Annotated in this window: 15 protein-coding genes; 3 read left to right on the top strand and 12 right to left on the bottom strand. The window is 59.8% G+C overall.

What is annotated here, in order from left to right; genetic code table 11:
• Nucleotide 1 precedes the first annotated feature (1 nt).
• The 3 genes from BG455_RS09905 to uvrA all read left to right on the top strand — a co-directional run bounded on the left by BG455_RS09905 (nucleotide 2) and on the right by uvrA (nucleotide 5,165).
• The gene (locus BG455_RS09905; protein WP_342742044.1) at nucleotides 2–604 is read left to right on the top strand and encodes a DUF924 family protein; all 603 of its coding nucleotides are present in this window, start codon (nucleotides 2–4) and stop codon (nucleotides 602–604) included.
• 122 nt (nucleotides 605–726) lie between these two features.
• Nucleotides 727–2,121 carry a dihydrolipoyl dehydrogenase gene (gene lpdA, locus BG455_RS09900; RefSeq protein WP_071469827.1) on the top strand — a complete coding sequence of 465 codons (1,395 nt, stop codon included), beginning with the start codon at nucleotides 727–729 and terminating at the stop codon, nucleotides 2,119–2,121.
• Nucleotides 2,122–2,312: 191 nt separating this feature from the next.
• The gene (uvrA, locus tag BG455_RS09895; protein ID WP_071469826.1) at nucleotides 2,313–5,165 is read left to right on the top strand and encodes an excinuclease ABC subunit UvrA; all 2,853 of its coding nucleotides are present in this window, start codon (nucleotides 2,313–2,315) and stop codon (nucleotides 5,163–5,165) included.
• Between the two features lie 4 nt (nucleotides 5,166–5,169).
• Here uvrA and BG455_RS09890 read toward each other — a convergent pair whose 3' ends face one another.
• The 12 genes from BG455_RS09890 to bchL form a co-directional block, all read right to left on the bottom strand.
• A complete protein-coding gene (locus BG455_RS09890) occupies nucleotides 5,170–7,269 on the bottom strand; it encodes a 3-hydroxyacyl-CoA dehydrogenase NAD-binding domain-containing protein (RefSeq protein ID WP_071469944.1) in 2,100 nt (699 codons plus the stop codon).
• Between the two features lie 163 nt (nucleotides 7,270–7,432).
• On the bottom strand, nucleotides 7,433–7,900 hold the full coding sequence (locus tag BG455_RS09885) for a hypothetical protein (protein WP_071469825.1): 468 nt from the start codon (nucleotides 7,898–7,900) through the stop codon (nucleotides 7,433–7,435).
• A 72-nt stretch (nucleotides 7,901–7,972) separates the two neighbouring features.
• On the bottom strand, nucleotides 7,973–9,184 hold the full coding sequence (gene hemA, locus BG455_RS09880) for a 5-aminolevulinate synthase (RefSeq protein ID WP_071469943.1): 1,212 nt from the start codon (nucleotides 9,182–9,184) through the stop codon (nucleotides 7,973–7,975).
• Between the two features lie 14 nt (nucleotides 9,185–9,198).
• On the bottom strand, nucleotides 9,199–9,999 hold the full coding sequence (gene puhE, locus BG455_RS09875; protein WP_071469824.1) for a putative photosynthetic complex assembly protein PuhE: 801 nt from the start codon (nucleotides 9,997–9,999) through the stop codon (nucleotides 9,199–9,201).
• Between the two features lie 52 nt (nucleotides 10,000–10,051).
• Nucleotides 10,052–11,146, bottom strand: a complete 1,095-nt coding sequence (gene acsF / locus BG455_RS09870) for a magnesium-protoporphyrin IX monomethyl ester (oxidative) cyclase (RefSeq protein WP_071469823.1) — start codon at nucleotides 11,144–11,146, stop codon at nucleotides 10,052–10,054.
• Nucleotides 11,143–11,439 (bottom strand): hypothetical protein, encoded by a 297-nt coding sequence (locus BG455_RS09865; protein ID WP_071469822.1) that lies wholly within the window; start codon nucleotides 11,437–11,439, stop codon nucleotides 11,143–11,145. The genes acsF and BG455_RS09865 overlap by 4 nt, the downstream gene beginning before the upstream one ends.
• A 30-nt stretch (nucleotides 11,440–11,469) precedes the next feature.
• Complete coding sequence (gene puhC / locus BG455_RS09860; protein ID WP_071469942.1) at nucleotides 11,470–11,952, bottom strand: photosynthetic complex assembly protein PuhC; 483 nt, start codon at nucleotides 11,950–11,952, stop codon at nucleotides 11,470–11,472.
• An 8-nt stretch (nucleotides 11,953–11,960) separates the two neighbouring features.
• Nucleotides 11,961–12,602, bottom strand: a complete 642-nt coding sequence (puhB, locus tag BG455_RS09855) for a photosynthetic complex putative assembly protein PuhB (protein ID WP_071469821.1) — start codon at nucleotides 12,600–12,602, stop codon at nucleotides 11,961–11,963.
• 37 nt (nucleotides 12,603–12,639) lie between these two features.
• The gene (gene puhA / locus BG455_RS09850; RefSeq protein ID WP_071469820.1) at nucleotides 12,640–13,443 is read right to left on the bottom strand and encodes a photosynthetic reaction center subunit H; all 804 of its coding nucleotides are present in this window, start codon (nucleotides 13,441–13,443) and stop codon (nucleotides 12,640–12,642) included.
• Nucleotides 13,444–13,461: 18 nt separating this feature from the next.
• Nucleotides 13,462–14,898 carry a PucC family protein gene (locus BG455_RS09845; RefSeq protein ID WP_071469819.1) on the bottom strand — a complete coding sequence of 479 codons (1,437 nt, stop codon included), beginning with the start codon at nucleotides 14,896–14,898 and terminating at the stop codon, nucleotides 13,462–13,464.
• Nucleotides 14,895–15,569, bottom strand: a complete 675-nt coding sequence (bchM, locus tag BG455_RS09840; RefSeq protein ID WP_071469818.1) for a magnesium protoporphyrin IX methyltransferase — start codon at nucleotides 15,567–15,569, stop codon at nucleotides 14,895–14,897. The genes BG455_RS09845 and bchM overlap by 4 nt, the downstream gene beginning before the upstream one ends.
• On the bottom strand, nucleotides 15,569–16,465 hold the full coding sequence (gene bchL, locus BG455_RS09835; protein WP_071469817.1) for a ferredoxin:protochlorophyllide reductase (ATP-dependent) iron-sulfur ATP-binding protein: 897 nt from the start codon (nucleotides 16,463–16,465) through the stop codon (nucleotides 15,569–15,571). The genes bchM and bchL overlap by 1 nt, the downstream gene beginning before the upstream one ends.
• Nucleotides 16,466–16,495: the final 30 nt, after the last annotated feature.

Raw genomic sequence — 16,495 nt, 5'->3', positions numbered from 1 at the left:
CATGAAACAAATTCAGGTGCAGGATATGTCAACGGTCGATGAAGTGATCTCTTTCTGGGTGGACGAGGTTGGACCAAACGGATGGTATGCGATGGATGACGCGCTGGACGCGCGCATCCGCGCGCGCTTCGAGCCGCTTTGGGAAAAAGCCAGAGCGGGGCGGCTGGAGCGCTGGACCTCTTGTGCACGCGGGGCGCTTGCTTTCATCATTGTGACAGACCAGTTTCCCCGCAACATGTTTCGCGGCGATGCGCGCGCATTCGCAACAGATGATCTGGCGCGGCGCGTGGCTGCGCGCGGGTGCCACCTGGGCTTTGACTGCCAGACACCAGAGCCGCAGCGACAGTTTTTCTACCTGCCGCTGATGCATTCCGAAAGCCAGATGGACCAGGACCGCGCAGTGCGCATGTTCCTGTTGCACATGCCCGAGACTGGCGCGAGCAACCTGCTGCATGCGCGCGCGCATCGCGCTGTGATCCGCAAATTTGGCCGCTTCCCTTATCGCAATGACGCTTTGGGGCGCGATACCACCAAGGCAGAGCAGGTTTTTCTGGATGATGGCGGCTATGGCGCGGCCTTGCAGGAATTGCAGCAAGCCGCCTGATTGTGGCCAGTGTCTGCCATGCGCTGCGTGCATGGCGGGCTTTCATACTCTGCGTTGCGGGAATCCGGAAAATAGTTTAATGCCAAACTATATTCTAGCAAGACGCGACGGGAGGATATCGCATGGCTGCCAAATCGTTTGACATTATTGTAATCGGGGCAGGGCCGGGGGGCTATGTGGCTGCCATCCGCGCAGCCCAGCTTGGAAAATCGGTTGCGATAGTTGAACGCGAGAATTTGGGCGGCATCTGCCTGAACTGGGGCTGTATTCCCACCAAAGCGCTGCTGCGCTCTGCCGAAGTGTTCCACCTGATGCACCGCGCCAAGGAATTTGGCCTGACGGCAGACAAGATCGGGTTTGATCTGGATGCAGTGGTCAAACGCTCGCGCAAGGTGGCGGGCCAGCTCTCGGGTGGGATTGGCCATCTGATGAAGAAGAACAAGATCACAGTTGTGATGGGCAGCGCCAAGCTTGCGGGCAAGGGCAAAGTCACGGTCACCACAGAGAAGGGCAGCGAAGAGTTGAGCGCGCCCAATATCATTCTGGCAACCGGCGCGCGCGCACGCGAATTGCCGGGGCTGGAGGCAGATGGCGATCTGGTCTGGACCTACCGCCATGCGCTGCAACCCAAGCGGATGCCAAAGAAGTTGTTGGTTATCGGGTCAGGTGCGATTGGCATTGAATTTGCCAGTTTCTTCAACACTCTGGGCGCGGATGTGACAGTAGTTGAGGTGCTGGACCGGATTTTGCCGGTCGAAGATGCCGAGATCAGCGCTTTCGCCAAGAAGCAGTTTGAAAAGCAGGGCATGAAGATCATGGAGAAATCCATGGTCAAGAAGCTGGACCGCGCAGCCCCCAAAGTGACCGCGCATATTGAACGCGGCGGCAAAATCGAGCAGCATGAGTTCGACACGGTGATTTCGGCTGTGGGCATTGTGGCCAATACCGAAGGGCTGGGGCTGGAAGAGCTGGGCGCGAAGATCGACCGCTCTTTCGTGGTGACGGATGAATATTGCCGCACAGGCGTTGACGGGTTGTTTGTTATTGGTGACGCGACCAATGGCCCATGGCTGGCCCATAAAGCCAGCCATGAGGGCGTGATGGTGGCCGAGTTGATCGCGGGCGGACACCCGCATGCGGTGGACCCTGCAAATATCGCCGGTTGCACCTATTGCCACCCGCAAGTGGCCAGCGTCGGACTGACCGAGGCCAAGGCGAAAGAGGCGGGCTATAGCGTGAAAGTGGGCCGCTTCCCCTTTATCGGTAATGGCAAGGCGATTGCATTGGGCGAGCCGGAAGGGATGATCAAGACCGTCTTTGACGCGAAAACCGGCGAATTGCTGGGCGCGCATATGGTGGGCGCGGAAGTGACCGAGTTGATACAGGGCTATGTCGTGGGCCGCCAGCTGGAGACGACAGAAGAAGACCTGATGAACACAGTCTTCCCGCACCCGACATTGAGCGAGATGATGCATGAATCCGTGCTGGACGCTTACGGGCGCGCGATCCATTTCTGAGGTCTGACCAAATTGTGCGGCTGCGCCGCAGGTCTATGTGTCACGCCCTGCCTGTCGGCAGGGCGTTCCGCATTTGAGTATTTTTAGCAAGAAAATGACGAAGCGTTCATGTTCGTTAAATGTTCCTTCATTTCGCTTGGAGACTCGCGCGCAGAGGTCTATGTTGCGCCATATCAGCCTTGGGGGTCCGGATGGTCGAGCAGAAATACATCGAAGTGCGCGGTGCGCGCGAACATAATCTGAAGAATATCGATGTGTCCCTGCCGCGTGACAAGCTGGTGGTCATTACGGGCCTGTCAGGGTCTGGCAAATCCTCTTTGGCGTTCGATACGATTTATGCCGAAGGGCAGCGGCGCTATGTCGAATCGCTTTCGGCCTATGCGCGCCAGTTTCTGGATATGATGCAAAAGCCCGATATGGACCATATCTCGGGCTTGTCGCCTGCGATTTCGATCGAGCAGAAGACGACCAGCAAGAACCCGCGTTCAACTGTGGGCACCGTGACCGAGATTTACGACTATATGCGCCTTTTGTTCGCGCGCGCGGGCACCCCCTATAGCCCTGCCACTGGCCAGCCCATCGAGGCGCAGCAGGTGCAGGATATGGTCGACCGGATTATGGCGATGGAAGAGGGGAGCCGCGCCTATCTGTTGGCCCCCATCGTGCGCGACCGCAAGGGCGAGTATCGCAAGGAGTTTCTGGAGCTGCGCAAGCAGGGGTTCCAGCGCGTCAAGGTGGACGGGCAGTTTTACGAGTTGGACGAGCCACCGACATTGGACAAGAAGTTCCGCCATGACATTGATGTGGTGGTGGACCGGATCGTGGTACGCGACGGGATCGAGACGCGACTGGCCGACAGTTTGCGCACTGCACTTGATCTGGCAGATGGGATCGCTGTGCTGGAAGAAGCCAAGGAAGATGGCGCGCGCATCACATTCAGCGAGAAATTTGCCTGTCCGGTGTCGGGTTTCACCATCTCCGAGATTGAGCCGCGTCTGTTTTCGTTCAACGCGCCTTCGGGGGCGTGTCCGGCCTGTGACGGCTTGGGGGTGGAATTGTTCTTTGACGAGCGGCTGGTGGTGCCGGACCACGCGCTGCGGCTGGCCGATGGCGCGATCGCGCCATGGCGCAAGGGCAAGTCGCCTTATTTCCTGCAAACCATCGAATCGCTGGCCAAGCATTATGAATTCGATGCCAAAGCGTCTTGGAAAGACCTGCCTGCGCATGTGAAGCAAGTCTTGCTCTATGGGTCCAATGGTGAGGAGTTGCCCTTTCGCTATGACGAAGGGGGGCGCGTCTATAATGTGACCCGCGCGTTTGAAGGTGTCATCCCGAATATGGAGCGGCGCTACCGCGAGACAGATAGCGCCTGGATTCGTGAGGAGTTCGAGCGCTATCAGAACCAGCGGCATTGCGGGGTCTGCGAAGGGCACCGGCTGCGGCCAGAGGCGCTGGCGGTCAAGATTGGTGGCCTGCATGTCGGGCAAGTGACTGAAATGTCCATCCGCGAGGCCTTGGCATGGGTCGAACAGGTGCCGGAGAGCCTGACCAAGCAGAAGAACGAGATTGCGCGCGCTATTCTGAAGGAAATCCGCGAAAGGGTCGGGTTTTTGGTGAATGTGGGGTTGGATTACCTGACATTGGGGCGCCATGCGGGCACGCTTTCGGGGGGCGAGAGCCAGCGCATCCGGTTGGCCAGCCAGATTGGCAGCGGGTTGACGGGCGTGCTGTATGTGCTGGATGAGCCGAGCATCGGGCTGCACCAGCGCGACAATGACCGCCTGTTGATCACCCTGCGCAATCTGCGCGATCAGGGCAATACAGTGATCGTGGTCGAGCATGATGAGGAAGCCATCCGCACGGCTGATTTCGTGCTGGATATTGGCCCTGGCGCGGGGGTGCATGGCGGCCAGATTGTGGCGCAGGGCACACCAGAGCAGATTATGGCCGACCCTGCCAGCCTGACTGGCCAATACCTTAGCGGCACGCGCGAGATTGGTGTTCCGAAAACACGGCGCAAGGGCAATGGCAAAAAGATCACCGTGGTCAAGGCCAGCGGCAATAACCTGCACGATGTGACGGCGGAATTCCCGCTTGGCAAATTTGTCTGTGTCACAGGCGTGTCAGGGGGCGGTAAATCGACCCTGACGATTGAAACGCTGTTCAAGACCGCCAGCATGCGCCTGAACGGCGCGCGCCAGACGCCCGCCCCTTGCGAGACGATCAAGGGGTTGGAGCATCTGGACAAGGTGATCGACATTGACCAGCGCCCCATCGGGCGAACGCCGCGTTCCAACCCTGCCACCTATACCGGCGCGTTCGGGCCGATCCGTGACTGGTTCGCGGGCCTGCCGGAATCCAAGGCACGCGGTTACAAGCCGGGGCGGTTTTCCTTCAACGTCAAGGGCGGGCGGTGCGAGGCCTGTCAGGGCGATGGCGTGCTGAAGATCGAGATGAACTTTTTGCCCGATGTTTATGTCACCTGCGAGACCTGTAAGGGCAAACGCTACAACCGCGAAACGCTGGAAGTGCTGTTCAAGGGCAAGAGCATCGCCGATGTGCTGGATATGACAGTGGAAGAGGCGCAGGGCTTCTTTCAGGCGGTGCCCTCTATCCGCGAGAAGATGGATGCGCTGATGCGGGTGGGCTTGGGCTATATCAAGGTGGGCCAGCAGGCCACAACCCTGTCAGGCGGCGAGGCGCAGCGGGTGAAGCTGTCCAAGGAACTGGCGCGCCGGTCAACGGGCCGCACATTGTATATTCTGGATGAACCGACCACGGGGCTGCATTTCGAGGATGTGCGCAAGCTGTTGGAAGTGCTGCATGAACTGGTTGAGCAGGGCAATACGGTTGTGGTGATTGAACACAACCTTGATGTGGTGAAAACTGCCGATTGGATTATCGACATTGGTCCGGAAGGGGGTGATGGTGGCGGCAAGATCGTGGCGGTGGGCACACCGGAAAAGGTGGCGCAGGTCGAGGCCAGCCATACAGGCCGCTACCTTGCACCGCTGTTGAAGCCCAAGCGCGTGGCGGCAGAGTAGCGGTTCAGCTGTTCAGACTTGCGAAGCTAAGGTTTTCGCGCACCAGCTGTTGCAAAAGCGGGGCGGGCTGCCAGAAGAACGCATCTTCGCGCGCGAACCCCTCGATCTGCGACAGCAGCGCACCCAAACCCTGAGCATCGGCCCAATGCATCGGCCCGCCGCGCCAGCGCGGAAAGCCGTAGCCATGCAGCAAAGTGACATCCACATCCAGCGGGCGCGCAGCGATGCCTTCGCCCACAACGCGGGCGGATTCATTCACCATTGCCGCCATATAGCGCGCGACAATCTCATCTGCGCTGAACTCGCGCGGCGTCACGCCATGCGCGCGGCGTTCATCGGCGATGATCTCTTCAACCTCGGGGCTGGGGCGGCCTTTGGGGTGGTCTGCATCATAGCTGTAATAGCCCTGACCTGTTTTGCGGCCATGCCATCCGCGCGCATGCATCACATCGGCCCAGCGGGCCACGAATTCGCGCGGGTCGCGGCTGGCGGCTTTGCGCTGGCGCGTCATGAAGCCGATATCCAGACCGGCCAGATCCTGCACTGCATATGGCCCCATGGGAAAGCCGAACTCTGTCACAGCGCGGTCCACCGCATAGGGGCTGGCACCGGCAAGGACCATATGGTCAGACACGGCGCGATACACTTGCAAGATACGGTTGCCGATAAACCCGTCACACACGCCTGCGCGCACGCTGACCTTGCCCAGCTTCTTGCCAAAGGCAAAGCCCGTTGCCACCACATCGGCGCCAGTCTTGTCGGGCACCACGATTTCCAGCAGGCGCATGATATGGGCGGGTGAAAAGAAATGCAGCCCCAGCACATCGGCGGGCCGGCTGGTCATGGCGGCAATCTGGGGGATGTCCAGATAGGATGTGTTTGTGGCCAGAATGGCACCTTGTTTGCAATGCTGGTCAAGCTGGGTGAAAACCTCGCGCTTGATGTCCATGTCTTCAAACACGGCTTCGATCACCACATCCCTGTCAGAAAGTGCCGCATAGCTGTCAGCGGCGCGGAACTGGTGCGCCAGAATGCGGGCGCGGCCCTCGTCCGTCAGTTTGCCACGCTTTACGCTATCAGCCAGTGTCTGGGCGACATTCTGATGGGCTTGCGCGGCGGCTTGCGCATCGCGTTCAACCAGCGTGACATCCAGCCCTGCCAGCAGGGCGGAAATGGCAATGCCACTGCCCATGCGCCCGCCGCCCACCACCCCAATTTGCGCAAACGCGCGGGGGGCAATGCCCGCCAGTTCAGGCAGTTGGGCCACTTTGCGTTCGGCCAGAAACGCATGGACAAGGGCCGCGCGTTGTGGCGACTCCATCAGCGTCTGAAACAGCGCGCGTTCATGCTGCATACCGTCCCGAAACGGCAGGGCGGCCCCGCCCACAGCGGCGTCAATCGCGGTCAGTTGGGCAATCTGCCCTGCAAAGCGTTTGGCGGTGCGGGTGCGCATGTCGCGCAACTGGTCTGGCGCAATGCTTGGGGCGGGCATATCGCAGATACGGCGCGGGCCTGCGCCTTTGGCCAGCAGATCATGCGCGTGCGCCAGCCCTGCGGTCAGCGGGTCTTGCCCCGCATCTGCCAAACCATCAATAACCCCAAGCGCCAAGGCCTCTTTCGCAGGGACATGGCGCGCCGAGGTGATCATTTCCAACGCGGCCTCCAGCCCTGTCAGGCGGGGCAGGCGTTGCGTGCCGCCCGCACCGGGCAAAATACCAAGGCTGGTTTCGGGCAACCCGATTTTCAGCCCCGGCACCCCAAGGCGGTAATGCGCCCCCAGCGCCAGTTCCAACCCGCCGCCAAGGGCGGTGCCGTGCATGACGCATAAAACGGGTTTATCGAGCGCTTCCAGCTTGCCGATCACATCGGGCAGAAAGGGCGCTTGCGGTGGTTTGCCAAATTCCCTGATATCGGCACCTGCAACAAATGTGCGGCCTGCACAATAGAGCACTGCGATTTTCGCCGCCGGATCACCGGCGAAGGCATCGATGCTTGCCACCAGCCCTGTGCGCACGGCCTGCCCAATGGCATTGACCGGCGGATTGTCGATGCAGATCAGCGCAACATCGCCCTCTCGGCTATAGCGGACAGGTGTTTCGGTCATGGCGGTCACTCCGTGCGGTGCAGGCCCGTCTAAGTGCCATCTTGCACGCAGCAGGGCAAGCCCCATGGCGGTTGCGCCACACGCCAAAGAAAAACGCCCCATCGCGGGGATGGGGCGTTTCGTCTTGAACAGCGCAAGCGCTGCAAGCTTTGCCGCTACGGGTTTAGCTGCCTTCTGCGGCGGCTTCTTCTTTTTCCACTGCGCCGAACTGGCCAAGGAAGGCGATAATGTCGCGCGCGGTCGCTTCGTCACGCACGCGGAAAGACATCTGGCTGCGGGCGCGGCGGTCATCCAGTGCGTCGCGCAGATAGGTTGTCGGATCGAGGAGATAGGCAACCATAACCTCTTCATCCCAGACAACGCCGCTTTCGCCGACTTCAACCAGCGAGGCACCGTAGCGGAACCCGTCCACCACACCGGGCTGGCGGCCGATGACGCCATACAGATTGGGGCCTGTGCGCATATTGGGCCGACCGGCCAGAACATCACCGGCTTCGTTGGTGACATTGTGGCAGTTCTGGCACTGGCTTTGAAAGGCGCTTTCGCCGGCTTCAATGTCACCCGCGAATGCAGGCAGCGATGCGAAAGAAAGTGTAAGGGCGCTGAGTGCAGCACCAGTAATGAATTTCATGTCCTCTGACCTCCCGGTTATATTCCAGACCACAGTTGATCTGTTATCTTTTGTCACCTTGTCAAGCTGTCATTAAGCCACAGCATGTGCAATGGCGCATTGCTTCCACAAAGAGGTGAGCGCGGTCACGAGATGGTCAATATCTGTGTCCGAATGCAAAGGGCCGGGGGTTATACGCAAGCGCTCGGTCCCTTTGGGCACAGTGGGGTAGTTGATGGGCTGCACATAAATGCCCCAGTCATCCATCAGGATGTCAGACAGCATGCGGCATTTCACGGGGTCACCGATCATAACCGGAATGATGTGGCTTTCATTGGCGATATGGGGGATTCCCTGCGCATCCAGTCGCGCGCGCAGGCGGGCGACACGGTCGCGCTGGGCGCGGCGTTCCGCTTCTGAATTCTTCAGGTGGCGGATGGATGCCGTCGCGGCCGCCGCCACCGCAGGGGGCAGGGCTGTCGTGAAGATAAAGCCCGACGCGAAAGAGCGGATGAAATCGCACAGCGCTGTCGAGCCGGTGATATAGCCGCCGACAACGCCATAGGCCTTGCCCAATGTGCCCTCGATCAGGGTGATTCGGTCTGCAAGACCGCGTTCTTCGGAAATGCCGCCGCCGCGCGGGCCATACATGCCCACGGCATGTACTTCGTCCAGATAGGTCATGGCACCGTGCGCTTCGGCCACCTCGACAATCTCGCGCATGGGGCAGATATCGCCATCCATGGAATAGACGGATTCAAACGCCACGATCTTGGGCCGGTCGCCCACGGCTTTCAACTTGCGGTCCAGATCGCGCCAGTCGTTATGCTTCCATAGCACCTTGTCGGCGCGGGAATGGCGGATGCCTTCGATCATGCTGGCATGGTTCTTTTCATCCGACAGGATCACCGCATTGGGGATTTTGGCGCCCAAGGTGGACAGGGCCGCCCAGTTGGACACATAGCCCGAGGTGAACAGCAGCGCCGCATCCTTGCCATGCAGATCGGCCAGTTCTTCTTCCAGCAGGCGGTGCAGGTGGTTGTTGCCGGAAATGTTGCGCGTGCCGCCCGCGCCTGTGCCGCAGGCCTGAACGGCCTCGACCATGCTGTTTACGACATTCGGATGGTGCCCCATGCCCAGATAATCATTCGAGCACCAGACAGTGACTTCCTGCACATCATCGCCATTGTAACGCTTGACCTTGGGAAAATTGCCGCATTGGCGTTCAACCTCGGCAAAAACCCGGTAATTGCCTTCGGTCTTGAGCGCGTCCAGCGCAGTTGTGAAATGGGTGTCAAAATCCATTGGGATCCCCTCGGTCATGTTTTTCGTTTTTTGGGTGTGGGTGCCGGGATCATCCAGCGCCAGAGTTTGTCATCACGCACCCGCCAGACCATGAACCAATGTTCCAGCAGTGCCAGTGCCGTCAGCATGGCGAGAAGCGTGAAGCCGATGATTGCGCCCTGATCGGGCGCCTGATGCGCGCGCCAGAGACGTTCGAGAAAGCAGCCGACAGCCAGCGCCAGAAGCGTGACCGACAGCGGAAAGAAACCCGTGACCGGCCCTTGCCGGAAATAGCTGGACAGATGCGCCAGCGGTTTGGGCAGGAAATCGGTATTGATGCGCGGCACACCCAGAAACAGGTTCAGCTTGGCCGAAATGCGCGCCCCGAACAGGACAAGAAATGTCCAGAGGGCAAAGGCATTTTCCGCCCCCCATGAGGCCACAACCAGCACCACAACCATGCCTGCCAGCAGAAATTCATGCCATGCCACAGTGCGAAAGGCCGACCAGAAGCGCGCGGTCGGGTCCAGCCCCTCGGGGCAGGGTCTGGTATTGGGGCCGGTGATGATACCGGACAGAAACGCCAGCTCGATCCAGCCCCAAAGCGCAAGGGCCGAGAGGAAGGCAAACCACACCCCTTGCGGGCTGCCATCTGCCAAAGTGGCATTGACCCCCAGCGCGCCTGCCACAAACAGCGGCAGCGACAGCAGCACAGACCACAGATGCTGGTCAGGGCCGCCGCGATCTGCCGCATGCACACGCCACAGCAGGATGCCCGTGGCAAACCACCACAAAAACAGCGCGGCAAGTGCGGCTATCCAGGGGGTTTCGAACATCTATCCTCCGGCGTGGCTGAGAGGTGCCGGATCAAGTCCGGCACCGCGTTAGTCAATATGCAGGCTCTAGGCGAACCGAGACGGGCGGGGTGCTTTTCTTGACAGGGATCATATAAAGGCGGGCAAAGCCCATCCCGGCCTTTGTCATCGCGGCCCATTTGCCAAGGCGGCCTGCGACACCGCCCTGACGCTCGCCCGCTTCCATCGCACGGAAGGCGGCCTCGATCTTTTTCAAGGTCGGCATCCATGCCGGATGGTCGATGTCCAGCTCCATCGGGAAGACCTGCTTGGCAATCTCGCCGGTCTTGCGGAACACCTCTTGGTCATACCAGTCGATATCGACGCCCAAGGCCTTGTGAAACTCGGGCCGTGCATGGTCGCGCACATACATTGTGGCAAACACCGCCGTCAGGAAGAATCTGATCCACAGTTTGTTGGCGAAACTTGTCGTCAGTTTGGGGTCGGTGCGCATCAGCAGGGCGAAAGCTTCGCCATGGCTGAATTCATCATTGCACCATTCCTTGAACCACTTGAAGATCGGGTGAAAGCGCTGCTCTGGGTGCTGCTCCAGATGGCGGTAGATGGTGATATAGCGCGCATAGCCGATCTTTTCGGACAGATATGTGGCGTAATAGATGAATTTGGGCCGGAAATAGGTGTATTTCTTGGCCTTGGTCAGAAAGCCAAGATTGACGGCCACACCCGCTTCGCGCAGCGCATCATTGATGAAACCCGCATGACGCGCTTCATCGCGGGCCATGTAGTTGAACAGCTCGCAAATATCGGGGTTCTTGCCGCGCCGCTTCATTTCCTTGTACAGCACGCAGCCCGAAAACTCGGCAGTGCAGGAGGAAACCAGAAAGTCGATGAACTCGCGCTTGAGCTTCGGCTCCATCCCGTCCCAATCGACTTTGTCCCAGGTCTCGTTCTTCTTGAAATGGCCTTTGTTCGGGTCGGCTTTCATCTGGCCGATCAGAATGTCCCATTCCTTGCGCACAGGTGTGACGTCAATGCGGTCCAGCTCGTCGAAATCGGTGGTGTAGAAACGCGGGTTCAGCAGGGTGGATTCCTGCGCCATCGCGTCTGTGTCAAACTTGCCTGCCATCTCGGCATGCAGTTCGTCATGTGTGGTGGCGTGCACGTTCATACGCTTATCTCCTCTGAGAATGAGAATTCACAAAGTTCCATGAATTCAAAATCACCTGTCAGCCGCGTCCAAAGCCGTTCCAGCGCAGTGGCGCGGGTGATGGTGGCGATGCGATCCTCGATGATCAATTCCCCCCATGCGGCCAGCACAGGCGGACCCTGCACAAGCACTTCGTCGCCGGGATGAATGATTGATCCGTCATTGAATTTCACATGCGCATGCAGGGCCTCGAACCGGTGAGAGACTTCGACAGTGCAGGGGACGTGTTCGATCTTTCTTGAGAAGAGTGACATTGGTTTTTCCCTTGGTTTTTTATGGTCGACTTATTTTATATTCAGCAGCCGTTCGAATGCGGCCTGGTTGTCGCTGCCGAACTGGGTCAGTTCAACGCGGTAGTCGGTTAACGGGTCAATGGCAGCCAGCCGCCCGTTTTCAAATTGCACAATCTGCAAAGGCAGAGAGGGGTCTATTCCGTGGCGGCGACGCATGGTCATCAGACCATTCTGAATCACCGTGACAAAGCCGCCATGCGCCATGTCTGCCAATAGGTTACCATCGGAATCCAGCACAGTCACGGACTGAGCGTCATTTCCCAAAAGACTTATGGTCCATGTCTGTACAACCGGCGCAGGCGCGGGGATGGCCGCTTTTTCGCGGCCTGTCACGCTGGCATAGGTCACCAGCGCCAATGTAGCCAGCGCCAGCGCGAACATGGCGCGCACCAGCCCGATCGGGATCATGTCATTGGCATCATCGCGCTTGAATTTCGGCGAGAAGGGCTTTTGCGGATTGGGGTTAATGGTCATGGCCTCTCTCACTCGGCTGCGACCAGATCGCCCGCGGGCGCTGGTGTCTTGCGTTCAACCACGGGCTGGGCCACGCGGGTTTCGGCCGCATCAGCCAGCAATCCGGCAACCGCAGCCGCATCAGGGATGCAGCGCAGCGCGGGCTTGGTGATGCGCACATGGCCGGGGCGGCAATGTGGCCACAGAATAAGATACGAGAATTTCGTCTCGCCCAAGGTTTCCAGCGCGATCGTGCCGGTGCCGTTCTTGCCAAGGGCCAGATCGGCATTGCCCACCTGACGGAATGGCAGGTTCAGCGTGACTGTCAGCGCCGCACCAATGCGCATGGCAACGCGTGCTGTGGTGATGGTGTAGACCGTCGCGCGCGCCTGCACATAGGCCAGCAGGAACACGACAGCCACCGCCGCCGCCCAAAGAATGGCATAGGGCAGGCCAAAGGCAAATGCCCCCGCCGCGCCCGTTTCCAGCGCCCCGACAGAGGCACGCCAGCCGACGATCACCACGAAATACGCGTTGATCCAGTTAATTTTATAGGCTTCGCGTGCCAGGGCCCAGGTATCAGGCCGGCCCTGCCACAAGATGCGTTCATGTTCGGGGGGGCGCTCGGGCAACCCCTTTACAGGTTCAAATGCGAAATCATCATGCGACATGGGCCGGTTCCTTTATATTTTTTGGGTCGAGTAGGGCTTAGGCAGGTTTGCCAAGCATATCCGAGAGGATGCGCAGCTTGCTGACAGGGCTGATGCGCTTTTCATTGCGATACAGATAGCCGCCCGCGTAGAAGCCAGACACTTTGTCTTCTTCCAGCTTGGTGATCTGGCTGTCCGATGCGATGACAGGCGCATCCGTGAACGAGGCCGCGTCGATCGAGTTGACATAGACCATATTGGACTTGATCCGCACCATGGTCATGGGCACCAGACGCTTGGTTCCATCGCTGAGCGTGGCTTCCAGATAGCGGACCATCTGCTCGGGCACATCGACCCACATATCGGTGATAGTGCCTGCCGATTTCTGGTCATTGCCGACAACAGGCAATCCGCGCGGGTCGCGCCCGGCTGCAACAGCGAAATCGCCAACCTTGGCCATGGGCTGAAGTTTCGGGTGGGCGTGGCCGTCCAGCTCTGGCTCGTCGCGGCGCATGGCCCAGGATGCGGGGCCAACGCCGTCTTTCATCGGGTCCCCTGTTGGCGCAAAAGGAAAGCCGCCGCCAACTTCGGTCGGGGCCAGCGCCAGTTCACGCTTTTCACGCTCGAAATCGGGTGCTTTGAATTCACCACGACCATGCGGCAGAATAAAGGTTTTTGGCTCTGGCACAGGCAGAAGCGAATTGGCATGGCTGCCGTCATCGTTTTCCAGCGGGTAGCCTTCGCGCATATTCTCGCGCTGAATGTAATAAATCAGTCCGGCGAAAAAGAGCCAGAAAAGGTAAAGCGAAATCAGGGCAAGATCGAAATTGCCGAAAAATAGCCATCCATAGGGGGTATCCATGTTCAGTCCTCCGTAATGTCAGGTCGGGAAATCGGCCAGGCCGATGCGTTGGTTGCGTGGTTGTGAAGTGTCCAGAATGCGGGTCCGCACCAGCGGCCCCAGGATGATGAGGGTCAGGAAAAGAAGCCCGATCTCAAGGTGGTAAACGACCGAATAACCGATATCGGGCGTCATCAGGCCAGCGCCCAGATGCCCGTTATTGGCCAATGTCTGCACGGTGTCACGAAGGCCGCCACCCAGCGCCACGGCCAGCCCTGCGGCTGTCGCCTGTGCCGCGCCCCATGCCCCAAGTGCCAGCCCGCCACCGACAACCCCGCGCCGGGGCATTTCCATCGCGGCCGTCAGGGTGGCCACAGCAAACAGCCCAAGGCCCAGCCCTATTCCGAAAGCGCCGGTGTAGAACAGCGGTGCAGATTGCAAAGGCCCGGCAAAGATCACTGCCGAGAAGGCAAGGATGCCCGCCAATATGCCGCGCGCTGCCATGCGAAACTGGTTCATTCCGTCAGACAGCCAGCGTGCCGCCAGCCAGAACCCCAGAAGTGCGCCCACAGCCCAAACAGCTGTCAGCGTGGTTGTCGCCGCAACCGACAGGCCCAGAATCTCGCCGCCATAAGGTTCCAGCAGCACATCTTGCATGTTGAAGGCAAGCCCCCCCACAAACACGACCGCCAGCAACCGCCCGGCCTGCCCGCCCTTGATGTAATCGTTCCACGCATCGCGGAAGGCGGGCTTGGGGGCCTCGCGCTCGGCACGGGTCATGGGTTTGATCTTTTCCTGCTTCCAAAGTGCGATGATATTCAGCGCCAGCGTAACCACCGCGCAGCCCTGAACCACCTGAATCAGGCGTAAATCGCTGAAATCGCGCAGCAGATAGCCCACGATCAGCGCAGAAATCGCCATGCCTGCAAGGAAGGTCACATATAGCAGTGCCACCACGCGCGGGCGCGTGGCGTCATCGGCACGGTCCGCGGCCAGCGCAATGCCTGCGGTCTGGGTCATATGCATGCCAAAGCCGGTCATCAGAAAGGCAAGCGCGGCAATCACCTCGCCCGCAAAGCGCACATCATGGACAACATCGCCCGTCAGCACCAGCAGCGCAAAGGGCATGATCGCCAGCCCGCCAAATTGCCAGAGCGACCCGAACCACAAATATGGCACCCGCTTCCAGCCAATGGCCGAGCGGTGATTGTCCGACTTGAACCCAAGAAGTGCGCGGAACGGGGCAAGCAACACCGGCAGCGCGATCATGAAGGCCACAATGCTGGCCGCCAGCGACAATTCCACGATCATCACGCGGTTCAAGGTGCCCAGCAGCAACACAGTTGCCATGCCCACACTGACCTGAAACAGGCTCAGCCGCAGGATCTGGCGCAGCGGCAACCCTTCCGAGGCCGCATCCGCGAAGGGCAGCCAGCTGGTGCCGATTTTCTGGAACATGGCTTTGGGGATGATCATGGCATCACCTTCAGGCACTCAGAGATGTAAAAACCCCGCGAAACCCGGCCCACGCGCGACAGGCCCGCCACATTCAGGCGGCGGTGGTCATGCGGGATCATAGTGGGCGAACGGTCGGCACGCGGGAAAATCCGGCCTGCATGCCACATGCCCATCAACAGGGCTGTGCGCGGCGCGACGGTAAAGGTGATCTGGCCTGCCCGCGCGCTCAAACCCTCAAGGGCGGCTTCCAGATCGGGCTGGGTGTAATAGATCAGGCTGTCCATTGCGATGACATGGTCAAACCGGCCCAATTCGGCCGCCAGCATGTCACCTGCGCGAAACTCCACCCGCCCGGCCAGCCCCTGCGGCAGGCGGTTCGCCGCAATCTCGACCAGCTTGGGCGAGATGTCGATAGCTGTCACATCCGCGCCCCGTGCCGCCAGTTCCGCGCTGGCAGCCCCTGTGCCGCATCCGGCATCCAGCACGCGCGCCCCGTGCAGGTCGGCAGGCAATTGCGCCAGCATCAACGCGCGCATCGTATCGCGCCCCTCGCGCACCGTCTGACGAATGCGCGAGACGGGCGCATCCGATGTCAGACGTTCCCACACGCGTGTCGCCGTGCCATCGAAATAGCTGGCAACACGGGCGCGGGTGCCCTCATAGCTGGAGGAGGGGGTCAGATCACGCATCAATCAAACCCCAGAAACTCGAAAATATCGCGGTCGGGCAGCGAAATCGGGCTGACCGGCTCGGTCCCGGCATATAACAGTTCGGCCAGCCGCATATATTCCGCGCGGCAGGCCAGCACATCTTCATCCGCATCCATCGCAAACAGTGTCTTCTTTTTCAGGCGCGAGCGGCGAATGGCATCGACATCGGGCATATGGCCAATGCGCTTGAAGCCCACGCGGTCACAAAAGCGGTCCACCTCGTCGGTGTCATGCGACCGGTTTGCAATGCAGCCTGCCAGCCGCACCTTGTAATTGGCCGATTTCGCCTGCACCGCCGCGATGATGCGGTTCATCGCATAGATGCTGTCGAAATCATTGGCGGTCACGATCACAGCGCGGTCGGCATGCTGCAAGGGGGCTGCGAAACCGCCGCAGACCACATCGCCCAGCACATCAAAAATCACCACATCCGTGTCATCCAGCATATGGTGCTGCTTGAGCAGCTTCACAGTCTGGCCCACGACATAGCCGCCGCAACCTGTACCCGCAGGCGGGCCGCCCGCTTCCACGCATTTCACACCGCCCCAACCTTCGGTGACGTAATCTTCGGGGCGCAACTCCTCGGCGTGGAAATCGACTTCTTTCAGAATGTCGATCACAGTGGGCTGCAACTGGCCGGTCAGGGTGAAGGTGCTGTCATGCTTGGGGTCACACCCAATCTGCAACACCCGCTTGCCCATCGCGGCAAAGGCCGCTGACAGGTTGGAACTGGTTGTCGATTTGCCGATCCCCCCCTTGCCATAAACGGAAAACACCATGGCGCCTTCGATTTTGGTTGCGGGGTCCAGATGCACCTGCACCGAGCCTTCGCCGTCACGACCTTTCAGATCCGGAATATCATCTCTTGGGCTCATAGCGGTCTTCCCTTCATTTTCTTGCGAAAA

Origin of the sequence: Roseinatronobacter thiooxidans, from assembly GCF_001870675.1 — a bacterium.
Lineage (GTDB): Bacteria > Pseudomonadota > Alphaproteobacteria > Rhodobacterales > Rhodobacteraceae > Roseinatronobacter > Roseinatronobacter thiooxidans.
The sequence above is the reverse complement of the archived record's forward strand: the minus strand, read 5'-3'. Positions and strand labels throughout refer to the sequence as shown.